Source organism: Clostridium sp. D53t1_180928_C8 (genome assembly GCF_015667795.1).
Lineage (GTDB): Bacteria > Bacillota > Clostridia > Clostridiales > Clostridiaceae > Clostridium.
The window spans coordinates 57,382-70,893 of sequence record NZ_JADPEL010000013.1 but is presented as its reverse complement, the minus strand read 5'-3'; the positions used below and the strand labels follow the sequence as shown (position 1 = coordinate 70,893).

Below are 13,512 nucleotides of genomic sequence, written 5' to 3'. Positions count from 1 at the left end.
GGGAGAGATTATGGGTTTTACTAATTTGTGGCCATTATTTTTACTTTTAACTATTCCTCCAGTAATAATGCTTTATATATTAAAGAGAAAGTATAAGGAAGAAGTTATATCTTCATCTTTGTTATGGAAGGAAGTATATAAAAATACTAGAGCCAATACACCATGGGAAAAGTTTAAAAAGAACATAATGTTATTATTACAAATTTTAATTATAGTAAGTGTAATATTAGCACTTATGAGTCCATTTTTAAATTTTGGTGGAAAGTCATATAAAAATGTAATTATGGTAATAGACAATAGTGCTAGTATGAATACAGTATATAATGATAAAAATACTAGACTAGAGCAGGCCAAAATTCTTGCAAAGGAATATTTGAATAGTACAAAGGATGGTACTAATGCTTATGTAATTTCTTACGATAGTACATCTAATTTACTTTTAAATGGTGATTTCAATAAAAGTAATGCAGAAAATATAATAGATAAAATTAAAAGTAGTTATGCAAGTGGTGATATAAGTGAGGTTGTATCATTTGTTAAAGCTATAGGGGATGGTATCGGAGAAGGATATGAAGCTTTAGTTTTTACAGATAAAGAAATATCACTTCAGGATGTGGAAGGAAAAATAGTTTATTTAGGTAATAGCGGATTAAATGCTTCTGTAGATAATGTATCTCATAGGTTTGTAGATAATAAGGTTAAAGTTATAGCTAATGTTACTAATAATGGAGATAGTTTATATGATGGAGATTTCTCTTTATATAATGGTGAAGAATTAGCAGCAGTAGAAAATATAAGTCTTCAAATAGGAGAAACTAAAACATTATCATTTGAACTAGATTCTATAACCGGAGATTATTTGAAAGGTGAATTATCAAGAAAAGATATATTAATGGAAGATAATATTTATTATCATGTATTAAGTGAAAATAAAGTTAAAAAGATATTATTAGTTACACAAGAAAATGTATTCTTAGAAAAAGCCTTTAGTGTTATAGAAAATACAGAAATTTACAAGACTAACGATGTAAGTAATATAAGCAGCACCGATGATTTTGATCTTTATATATTTGATAATATTATGCCAGAATCAATTCCATCAAAAGGAAGCTTATTATTTATAAATCCTAAGTCTAATGAATTATTTAATGTGTTAAAGGGTGGAGAAATAGGGCAGGCAACAGCAGTTAAGGGATCAGTTTCTTCATATTTAGAAGATACACAGTTTACATTATCAGAGTATAACACTATAGAAACACCATACTATGGTACAAATATTTTAACTGTAGATAATAATTCAATAGGATTTAAGGGTGAATTAAATGATAGAAAAATAGCAGCATTATCTTTTGATTTACATTCAAGTGATTTTGCTCTTAAAAAGGAGTTTCCTATTCTTGTATATGAACTTGGAGAAGATTTAATTTCCACAGGGATGGTATATAGTAATAACTTTAAAGCTGGAGAAAAAATAGTAGTTAAATCTTCAGATTATGAAAGTGAAATAAACGTTACTTATCCAAATGGAGAAATTAAAGGAATTAAATCAGGTGATGAAGTACGGGGAGAAAAAGATTTAGGTATATATAAATTAGAACAAAATGATAATAAAGAAAGCTTTTCTGTTAATTTTCCAACAAGTAGTGAAAGTAATACATCAGTGGCATCAGTTGGAGAAAATGAAAATATAGTTAATGGAGAAAATTCATTAAAAAGTGGAATTAAGTTAACTCCATTATTTATATTATTAGCAATAATAATAGTAGCTATTGAATGGATATTCTACAAGAAAGGGAATTAGGAGGAGATAATATATGAAATTTGATATAGGAAATCTTTACTTTTTAATATTAATTCCAATACTTATCTTCTTCATTTATTACAGTGTTAAGAAGTTCAAAAGTAATAATAAAAATGAAGTATTAATATTAGTAAGTAGAATAATTATTTTTACTCTTTTACTTTTATCTTTTGCAAATATAACGATAAGTATTAAAGGTAAAAATATATCTACAGTATTTTTATTAGATGTATCTGAAAGTATAAGTTCTTTTAAAGGCAGTGGAGAAAACTTTATAAATAGTGCCTTAGAGATAATGCCAAATGGAAATAAGGCTGGAGTAGTATTATTTGGAGATAATTCAAAGGTAGACAAAGTTATAGATAATAAAAAACTTTATAAGGGGTTAAGTTCAACTCCAGTAAGTACAGCAACTAATATTCAGGCTGCAGTAGAGAGTGCTATAACGTTATTTGAGGATGGAACATCTAAAAGGATAGTTCTTATAACTGATGGTGAGGAAAATAAGGGGGATATATTAAAATCTATTCCGCTTATTAATGCAGAAAATATAGATTTAAAGGTATATAAGGTTACAGGAGAAAGTGGTAATGAAATTTATGTAGATAATGTAACTATACCTGATAATATATCTATTGGAGAAGAATTTTCAGTACAAATAGATTTAGAGTCTAATTATGCCACATCTGCAAAGCTTAATCTTTTTAGTGGAAGAGAAAAGGTTGGAGAGCAGATTGTAGAAGTAAAAAAAGGAAGTAATTCTTTCATATTTAGAGATGTACAAAATAGTGGAGGATTTAAAAGCTACAGGGTCACTGTAGAAGCAGAAGGTGATACAAATAAAGTTAATAATGAGTATAGTGCCTTTACAAATGTAGTAGATAAACCAAATATTTTAATAATAAATGGAGTAAAGGGTGATGCGACAGCATTAGAAGAAGTATTAAAAAATGGTGGAGCTAATATAAAAACAATTAGTCCAACATCATCGCCAAGTACATTAAATGAATTGTTAGAATATAAAGCAGTAGTTTTAAATAATGTGTATAAGGATGATTTAACTAATGGATTTATGGAGAATATAGAAAGCTATGTCAAGGACTATGGTGGGGGAGTTGTAACCTTTGGTGGTGAAGATTCTTATGCTCTTGGAGGTTATAAGGATACAGCTTTAGAAACAATTCTCCCTGTAAACATGGATAAGAAGGGAAAAAATGAAGTGCCTTCAATAAGTATTAATTTAATAATAGATAAGTCAGGTAGTATGAGTTCAGAGGGTGGAGGAGTTAGTAAACTAACACTAGCTAAAGAAGCTGCAATGAAGGCTATAGATAACTTAAGAGAAATTGACGATATTTCTGTAATAGCCTTTGATGATACTTATGATGTTGTAGTTCCTACTCAAAAGGTTACTGATAAGGATTATATAAAAGAACTTATTTCAGGCATACAAATAAGAGGTGGAACGTCTATATATCCTGCACTTGAAAAAGGATACAATCTTCAAAGTGAAAGTGATGCAAAAATAAAACATACTATACTTTTAACTGATGGACAGGATTCTATTCCGTATTCAACTTATGAACAGCTTTTAACAAAGTTTAATAATGATAATATATCATTATCAACAGTTGCAGTAGGAAGTGATTCGAATTCAGGATTATTAACACAGTTAGCAGAAAATTGTAATGGAAGAAGTTATTATACTGATATATATACTGATATTCCAAGAATATTTGCTCAAGAAGTATTAATGTCAGTTGGAACTTATATAATAAATGAAGAATTTACACCAAGCATAGTAAGTAATCACGAAATATTAGCAGGTGTACAGACTTCAGAGGGTATTCCATCATTGCTTGGATATATAGGAACATCTTTAAAGGATGATGCTATAGAAATTTTAAGCTCTAATAGAGATGAACCAATACTTGCAGTGAGACAATATGGAATAGGAAAAACTGTTAGCTTTACTTCAGATATTGATGGAAGCTGGAGTAAGAACTATTTAACTTGGGAATATGGACCACAATTAATTAAAAATATAGTTTACTATTCAATACCAACCTATGGTGAAGAGGGACATTTATCTATAACTCAAGATGGAAATGAAGCTAAAGTTGAGTTTTATAATGATAATATAACTTCTAACACTAAAGTAACTGGTGTTTATAATGGTGAAGATGGAAGTGAAGGAGAATTTACTTTAACTCAAAGTGAGCCAGGTAAGTTTGAAGCTAATATTCCATTAACTGAATTAGGATTTTATAATTTTAGTATAAGACAGCAAGAGGGAGAAGATATAACTAGTACTTATAAAGGTGCTTTTGCCCTTAAGTATTCTGATGAATATAAGTTTAATACTAATTCAGTAAAATTAGATTCTCTTGTAAGTGAAACTAAAGGAACTTTTATAAATAAGGTTGAAGAGGTTTTTAAAGGGAAGCTTGAAAAGGAATATAAGAAAATTAATTTAACTAATTCACTTCTTATAATTGCTCTATTTTTATTCTTATTTGATATAGCTTATAGAAGATTAAATTTAGATTTTTCTAGGTATTTTAAGATTAAAGATAAAAATAAAGTTAAAAATATTAAAGCTAAAGAAAAGAATGTAGCTAAGGATGAGTTAGCAGTAGAAAAAGAAATAAGTAATAATATTGATAAAAAATCAAAAGTAGAAGAAAAAACTTTAGATAAGAAAAAAGAAAATAAGTCTAAGGTTAAAAAGGAGAAAAAGAAAGTAGAAAAAACAAAATCTAATACTCTTGATACTAGTGCTTTACTTAAAAAGAAAAATGATAGAAATGGAATTTAATAAATAGAAAAACTGCCGTAAGACTAAATTGTTTTACGGCAGTTTTTTGATTGAGCTATTATTTATAATCTGCATGATTTCTTAGTTAGCTAGCTTTTTTATGAGCAGCCTTTGCAGCTTCTTCTCTGTATTTTCTAGCATACCAATCTTCACAAATATTATCAAATTCTTGTTCAGTTAAATTATTATTAGACATCATAGAAGTATAAGGAGCATATTTCTTAGTAGTATTATAATACTTATCAACTAATATATGATCCTTTTTATATTCAAATTTATAGTCCTCATGTTTATCATAATTATAGATTGTCATAAAATCACTCTCTTTCATTAATTTAAATTTTATTACAATAAATTTATTTGATTATTATAAAGACTTACTGATTTTAACTAGTATGAGCAGTGAATTCTTTATTTTTTGTACATCTCTTATTTCTTTGTACAGGTACATTATATGCTCAAAGTCAAGAAAGGTCAGAGATGTAACAGTGATAATTAGGTCGTGAGAGTGAGAATATTTAAGTGGTATTTTTATAGTGAATAAAATTGAAAAAATTTTATAAAATTCCAAACAAAATAATTTAATTTAAGGAAATTTTAAAAAAATATATAAAATATTAACTAATTATATTTAATTATTTAATATTTCTTAAAAAGTAGTAATTTAATAGGTATAAATTATATAATAATTTGTTGTAAATATTTACAAAAAAGTTTATAATTACAATTGGTATAGAATATTAATTAAAAGTTAACTTTTAATTTATTATGTTAAAAAGTAGGGGGAGAAGAATGAGAGGAGAAATGTTAAAGAAATTGATAGCCACAACGATGGCTAGCGTATTTATTATCAATGGGATGACTATAACTAAGGTTGATGCATTTACGGATAAGAATAATGAAGTAAGTATATCATTACCTAAATTAAATCCTGTTCCTGAAAATATGCAAGTTAATGAAGGAGTATTAACAATTACTTCAACCGTTAATTTACAAGGTCAAGATTTGGCAGATGAAGATGCAGTAAGAACCTTAAAGGAGTTTTTAAGCCAAAATAATATTACAATTAATGACACATATGATGAAGCATCAACTACATTAATAATTGGTGAGGTAGAAGATGATATTAAAGAAATGGATGAAGCTAAGGAAAGAATTGGAGTTTCAGCTACTGAAGGGTTAAAAGAAGAAGGATATGTACTTGCTGTTGACTCTAATGATGGTAATAAGGGAACTATTTTAATAGAAGGTAAAGATGAAGATGGTACTTTCTATGGTGTTCAAACATTAACTCAGTTAGTATCTAATAATGGAAGTGATGTATATTCTAAGGATGTCATTATAAGTGATGAACCAACTATGAAAACAAGAGGTATAGTTGAAGGATTTTATGGAACACCTTGGACTCATCAAGATAGATTAGATCAAATAGAGTTCTATGGAGAAAATAAGATGAACACATACATCTATGCTCCAAAAGATGATCCATATCATAGAGAAAGGTGGAGAGAGCCATATCCAGAAAGTGAAATGACAAGAATGAATGCACTTATTAAAACGGCAAGTGAAAATAAAGTTGATTTTGTTTTTGCAATTTCTCCAGGTATAGATATTAGATTTGATGGTGATGGAGGAGAATCAGATTTCCAAGCATTAGTAAGTAAATGTGAATCACTATATAATATGGGAGTTAGAAGCTTTGCTATATTATTTGATGATATAAGTAATAAGGATGGAGTTAAACAGGCAGAGTTATTAAATAGATTTAACAATGAGTTTGTTAAAGTAAAAGGTGATGTTAAGCCACTTATAACTGTTCCAACAGAATATGATACTCATGCAATGGGAACAATTGATGAATTAACTAAATATACAAGAGATTTTTCATCAACATTAAGTAGTGACATAATGGTAATGTGGACAGGTCCTGTAGTTGTATCAGAGGGAATAGATTTAGAAAATGCTAATTTTGTAAACTCTGTATATGGAAAGCGAATGGGTATATGGTGGAATTATCCGGTTACTGATTATATGAAGGAAAAATTAGCTTTAGGACCAATATATAATGCAGATAAAGCATTGGAGGGACAAATAGATTTCTTTACTATGAATCCAATGGAACATGCAGAACTTTCAAAAATAACATTAGCAACAGGTGCAGATTATTCATGGAATACATCTGATTATGATTCTCAAGAGTCTTGGAAAAAATCAATAGAAAAGATGTATGGGGAGTTAGCGCCATATATGATAACTTTTGCAGATCATTCATCAAGAATGGAAGCAAGTTGGGCTTCTACTGGTAGAGGCGATGCACCAGAAGTAAGACAAACTATGGATGAATTTCTTAGAAAAATAGTTAAAGGTGAAGACGTTACTTCTGAAATTGAAATATTAAATAAAGAATTTAATGATATGATTGAAGCTGCTAATGTGTTAAAAGAAAAATTACCTAGTAATGTATTATCTCATTGTAATGAAAACTTAGATAAATTAAAGCTTTTAGGAGAAAATGATAAAATAGCTTTAGATTATTTAATAGCAAAGAGAGATAAAAATACGTCAGAAGTAGAAAGATTAGAAGCTTTATTAAGGGGAAATTTATCAAGTTTAAATAGTGGAAAGAAGCTTTCAGAAAAGACTGCATTAGCATTTATAACTGAAGCTTTAAATAGTGATTTTAATGCAAAGGCTAACTTTGATGTTTCAAGTACTTTTGTAGCGCCAGGACAAGAAGTTAAATTTACAAATTTAAGTTCAATGGCATCATCAGAATTTGAATGGACATTTAAAGGGGCAAATATTGAAACTAGCACTGAAGAAAGTCCAACTGTAGTTTATGAAAAAGAAGGAATATATTCAGTAACTTTAAAGGCCAAAAATGCATTAGGTAAGGATGTTATTGTTAAGGAAGGATTAATTACAGTTTCAAATTTTGCAAATACTGAAAAGGTTAATCTTGCTTTAGGAAAATCAGTAAGTGCATCAAGTTCAGTAGCTGCATCAGAATCTGCTGAAAAAGCTGTTGATGGAAAAACAAATACAAAGTGGTGCGCTAATAGTGGAAGTACACATACTTTAACTATAGACTTAGGCAAGGTAGATACGGTTACTGATATAGTTATAAAACATTCAGAAGCAGGTGGAGAAGCCGCTTCAATGAATACAAAGGAATATAGAGTTCTAACTAGTGTAGATGGAAGTAATTATAAGGAAGTAGTAAATGTTAAAAATAATACTGCTGGAGTTACTACTGATAAAATTCCTGTAACTAAAGCTAAATATGTTAAATTAATTGTAGATAAGCCAACCCAAGGTAGTGATAATGCTGCAAGAATTTACGAAGTAGAAGTAATGGGAGTTGAAGATGATATTAAATTACCACCTGTATATGTAGAGCCGGGTGAAGAAAAAGAACCTATAGTATATCCAGTACCTCAAGAAACTACTTATTTATCTGAAGAGGGAATGGAAATAGTAGGTGATGTTAATGTTGTGATTCATGGTGATCAAGAAGAAGCAACAGTAGGAAAGTTAGAAGAAATATTAAAAGAAAATAATATAAATTATAATATTTCAGAGGAAGTTGCAAGTGATAAGGCAAATATAGTAATCACATCAGATAAAGATCATTGTGATACTTGTGTAGATAGTAATTTATTAGAAGATGAAGCTTTAAAGAACAAGGAAGGATATGTAATTAAAACTAGTAATGATGAAAATGAAAAGGGTAATATATCTATAGTTGCATCAGATAGTGAAGGAGCTTATTACGGAGTATTAACTTTAGGTCAAATTTTAGAAAAAGCATCAAATAATAAAATTGTAGAAGTTGTTATTAGTGATTATCCAGAAATAGAGTTTAGAGGATTTATTGAAGGTTTCTATGGAACCCCATGGAGTCATGAAGATAGAATAAGTCTTATGAAAGATACTAGTGAATATAAGATGAACACTTATATTTATGCTCCAAAGGATGATCCATATCATAGGAGTAATTGGAAGGATTTATATCCAGAAAAAGAGGCTAAGCAAATACAAGAGCTTGCGCAAGCTGGAACAGAAAATAATGTTAATTTCTGTTGGACAATCCATCCAGGAGCAACATTAAAATTCACTGAAGCTGATTTTGATGCTCTTATAGCAAAATATGAGCAATTATATGACTTAGGAGTAAGACAATTTGGTGTTTTATTTGATGATACAGATGACTGGACTAATGGTAGAAAGCAAGCTGAATGGATAAATAGAATTGATACTGAATTTGTAAAAGCTAAGGGTGATGTTGCACCTATGATAGTTATTTCAGCAAGATATAACTCAGCATGGGGACCAAGCATGAATAATTACTTTAAGCCTTTTATGCAAACTTTACATTCTGATATTCAAGTAATGTGGACAGGTCATGCTACAATGTCTAATATATCAAAAGATGTAATGGAATGGCCAAAGACACAAACTGGAGTAGATAAAGATTTAGCAGTTTGGTGGAACTATCCAGTTAATGATTACTGTGATTCAAGAATTCTTATGGCACCATTACACAATTTAAATAAAGATTTAAATAATGTTAGTGGATTCTTCTCAAATCCTATGAATCAAGCTGAAGCTTCTAAAGTTGCTTTATATAGTATAGCTGATTATACTTGGAATACTGACGAATTTGATTATATGAAGAGCTGGGAAACTTCAATAGAAAAGCTTGTTCCAGAAATAAAAGAAGAGTTCATGAGATTTGCAAGTAATACATGTTATTTAAAAGATGATGGTGGAGCAAGTGGAGCTTTTGAATATGATGAGTCTTGGTATTTAAATGAAAAGATAGATGCATTAAAAAATGCAATTTCTAATAATGAATCAGTAATTGATAAAGCAAATGATTTATTAAATGAGTTTAGTATTATGGTATCTGACTATGACAGTATTAAAGAAAATATAAATAATGATAATTTACTTTCAGAAATAGATCCATTTTTAAATTCATATAAGGCTTTAGGTGAAGCTGGAGTAGCTGCAATGAAATCATTAATAGCTGCAGAAGAAGGTAAAATAGAAGATTGGCTTGATAATAATAATTTAGCTAATGAAAAGTTAGATTTAATGAAGACATTTACTGTTGATAGACTAGAAGGTGACAATATAACACCTTATGTAGTAGCTGTAGGTGAAAAGAGACTTAAGCCGATTGTAAATGAAGTTATAACTGTTTCAAGGGATATAATTTCTAAGACTATATTTAAAGAAACACCACCAAAAGTTATATCATCAATAAATGATTTAAATATTGATGTAAAATTTGAAAATGGAGAATACTCTATAGGTGAAATTAAAGCTTTAGAGCTTAATAAAGATGGATATATTGGAATGGCACTTCCTAAGGCAAATAAATTATCAGAAGTTCTAGTTGAGGTAAGTGATTATGAGGGAGTAGTATTTGAATATTCTTTAAATGGAATAGATTGGTCTGAAGCTGAAACAACTATTACTGATGGTATAATGAAGACTAATAGTAGTATAGCTGCAACTTTTGTTAGAATAGTAAATAAAGGTGATAATAGTAAGACTATTGATATTAATAGTTTTAAGACTAAGCCTGTTTATAAGATGACACCAACTATATCTGAAAATATAGGAACTTATCAAAATTATAGTATTGATAAAGCCTTAGATGGAGATAAGTCAACTAAATATTGGTCAGATAAAGCAACATCTGCAGGTCATTATATACAAGTAGATTTAGGTAATAAAATACCTCTTTATGATATAAGTGCATATTTTGGTGGTACAGATTATATGAGAAACTCAGAATATTTAATATCTGAAGACGGTATTAACTGGACTTCTTTAGGAGAATTACAATATACATCTGAAGGCGATAAAAAGGTTGCTTCTGTAAATGCTAATGGTAAAATGGCAAGATATATTAAAATACAAGCAAATGGAGATAATTCAGGATGCTGGGTTCAATTATTTGAAGTAGAAGTTAATAAAACTGTACCTGATGCTGGTGATAATTATGTAGAGTTAGTAACAGGTGATTTAGAAGGTAGAGTAGATTATTTATATGATGGAGATTTATCTACTGCATTTGAGTCTGAAATTACTAAAACTACTCAATCATTAGTTTATAAAATGACAAGAGTAACAAATGTAGAAAATATATTATTCTTACAAGATAAAAACAATATAAGTAAAGCTACTGTAAGTGTTAAAAATACAAATGGTGTTTGGAAAAATGTTGGGGTATTAGGAAAGCAATTAAGTGATATAGATGTTAATGATAAAGTCTTAGAAGTTAAGCTAGAATTTGACATTAATAACCCATCACCAAAAATTTATGAAATAATAGTAAATGAAAGTGCTGAAGTTGTTGAAGATGTATTTAAGGATCATTTACAAATTGCTGTTGATATGGCAAATGAAGTTACTGATGAAGAGTTAGAAAAAGTAGTTCCTGTAGTTGTAGATGAATTTAAAAAGTCATTAGCAAATGCAATAGAAGTTCTAAATAATTCTAATTCAAATCAAGAGCAAGTTAATGCTGCATTTGATAGACTTTCTGATGCAATGCAAAAATTATCATTCTATAAAGGTGATAAAGATCAATTAATTAAATTAAGAGATAGAATTAGTAGTTTGAATAAGGATGAATTTATTCCTTCAACTTGGAATAGTTTAGAAAGTGTATTAGCAGAAGTTAATGTTATTATTGATGATGCAAATGCTTTAGAAAATGAAGTAAAAGAAGGCTACAATAAATTAATAAAAGCTTATCTTCAATTAAGATTAAAGCCAAATAAGGATAAATTACAAGATTTAATTAATAAGGCTGAATCTTTAAATGAAAGTAAATATACTAAGGAGAGCTATAGTAATGTAGTTAATGCATTACAAATGGCAAAATTAGTACTTGATAATGAGGATGCTACTGAAGAGGAAGTTCATAATGCTAAGAGTGCTTTAGAGTTATCATTAGGTAGATTAGTTGCAAATAATACAGATAAGCCTAACGATAATAATTCAAATAATGATAATAATAGCTCAAATAATGGTTCTAATTTAGGTAATAATGCTACTAATAATAACAATAGTAGTAATAATAGCACTAATAATAGTCAAGGAAAGCTACCTAAAACAGGTGGAACTTCAGCTGGAGTAATTGGAGTTTTAGGTGCAATGATATCTGCAATAGGAGCAAGTTTATTTAAAAAAAGAAAATAGATAATTATTAATTTTAAAAGAGTAGAGAGTAGATAGGTTTGTATAAACAAATTTATCTGCTTTCTATTTTTTTATTTAATTATCACTTAAGAAGAGTTAAAAACTTTTTATATTGCACTTTTATTATATCTGTTATATGTTATATATAACAGATATAATAAAAGGAGAAAAATATGTTTTTAGTATTAGAGTTTGATAGTGAAGTTCCAATATACTTACAGATAAGAAATAAGATTGTTGAAGGAATTGCTAATGGGGAGTTAAAGAATGGAGAAAAGCTTCCGTCGGTAAGAGAGATGGCAGCAGGAACAGAGGTTAACCTTCATACAGTAAATAAAGCTTATAATTTATTAAAGGATGAAGGGTTTGTAACTGTAGACAGACGTAAGGGTGTTTTAATAAATGTAAAAAAAGCTAAAGATGATATAGTTTTTATGGAAAAGTATAAGGGGAAAATAAGAGAATTAACTTTAGAAGGAAAAGCAAAAGAATTAAGTAAAGATGATATAAGAGAAATATTAAATAGTATTTTAGAAAAGTATTAGGGGGAGTGGAAAATGGAAAGTATTTTTATGTTAGTATTTTTAACATCAATTATAATTATTCAATTTTATACAATAACTATATTGCCAGTTAAGGGGAATAAACAATTACTTTTAGGTTGTGTAGTTACTGAAGAAATTAGAAATAATAGTGAGACAAAAGAATTAATAAGTAGGTTTAAAAGAATAAATTTAGTTATTATGATAATTTCGGAAGTAATTTTAATTTTAGGTTGCTTAAGAAATAGTGAAATAATAATGGTTATAGCAATATTTTTTTCAATAATTGCCTCTTCAATATCATTTGGAATTAATAATACTAATATGAGAAAAATAAAAAGTATAATGGGGGGATTAAAAGGTAAAAAGCAAGTAACTATTTTTGAAATAGAAAAAGTAAAATTTAATAAAAGAAACCTTATAATAGAGATAATTTCATCATTAGTTTTTATTGGAGTAAATATATATTTTGCTGTAACTAGATATGATTTATTACCAAATGAAATCGCTATTAATTTTGATATTATGGGAAATGTAACAAATTATTCAGAAAAGAGTATAGGAGTTTTTTTATCATTAATTATTTCAATTATTATTGTGGCAGCAATATTCTTATTTGTTGAATATTTAATAAGAAATACTAAGTTGCGAATTGATCCAAGAAATGTTGAAAAATCTAGACAAGGAAATATTAAATATAGAAATCTTTTATCTAATACTATGGTTTGGACATATATATCTACCTTAGTATTATTAACAATAGTAAATTTAGTTTTATTGCAAGTAGTAAATATGAATATAGCTATAGTATGGATTAATATAATTTGTGCAATGTTATTAGTTGTAGTTTTGGTAGTGTTTATTATAAAAGCTAATAAACTTAGATTTGATTATAAAATAGAAAATAATACTGTTGTTCAAAGAGATGATGATGATAAATGGATTTGGGGATTAATTTATTATAATAAAGAAGATCCAAGAATAAACGTTGAAAAGAGATTTGGAATTGGATATACAGTTAATGCAGGTACACCAGCAGGTATGACTATCTATATTGGAACTGTTATATTATTGGTAGTAGTTTTAATATCAGCTTCATTTTAGAATAGTTATTATAAAATAAGGAGTAA

At 28.1% G+C, this 13,512-nt stretch carries 6 protein-coding genes; 5 read left to right on the top strand and 1 reads right to left on the bottom strand.

The features are described 5' to 3' along the window. Positions 1-10 precede the first annotated feature (10 nt). Positions 11-1,801 carry a BatA and WFA domain-containing protein gene (locus I4V51_RS10520; RefSeq protein WP_195988396.1) on the top strand — a complete coding sequence of 597 codons (1,791 nt, stop codon included), beginning with the start codon at positions 11-13 and terminating at the stop codon, positions 1,799-1,801. A 13-nt stretch (positions 1,802-1,814) separates the two neighbouring features. Continuing rightward, positions 1,815-4,619 (top strand): VWA domain-containing protein, encoded by a 2,805-nt coding sequence (locus I4V51_RS10515; protein ID WP_195988395.1) that lies wholly within the window; start codon positions 1,815-1,817, stop codon positions 4,617-4,619. Between the two features lie 85 nt (positions 4,620-4,704). Here I4V51_RS10515 and I4V51_RS10510 read toward each other — a convergent pair whose 3' ends face one another. Further along, complete coding sequence (locus tag I4V51_RS10510) at positions 4,705-4,932, bottom strand: hypothetical protein (RefSeq protein WP_195988394.1); 228 nt, start codon at positions 4,930-4,932, stop codon at positions 4,705-4,707. Between the two features lie 479 nt (positions 4,933-5,411). On the opposite strand from I4V51_RS10510, the gene I4V51_RS10505 reads away from it, so the two are divergent. The 3 genes from I4V51_RS10505 (at position 5,412) to I4V51_RS10495 (ending at position 13,486) form a co-directional block, all read left to right on the top strand. Continuing rightward, positions 5,412-11,840, top strand: a complete 6,429-nt coding sequence (locus I4V51_RS10505; RefSeq protein ID WP_195988393.1) for a beta-N-acetylglucosaminidase domain-containing protein — start codon at positions 5,412-5,414, stop codon at positions 11,838-11,840. A gap of 173 nt (positions 11,841-12,013) precedes the next feature. Next, on the top strand, positions 12,014-12,385 hold the full coding sequence (locus I4V51_RS10500; protein WP_195988392.1) for a GntR family transcriptional regulator: 372 nt from the start codon (positions 12,014-12,016) through the stop codon (positions 12,383-12,385). Positions 12,386-12,397: 12 nt separating this feature from the next. Beyond that, on the top strand, positions 12,398-13,486 hold the full coding sequence (locus I4V51_RS10495; protein WP_195988391.1) for a DUF5808 domain-containing protein: 1,089 nt from the start codon (positions 12,398-12,400) through the stop codon (positions 13,484-13,486). The last annotated feature ends 26 nt before the right edge of the window (positions 13,487-13,512 follow it).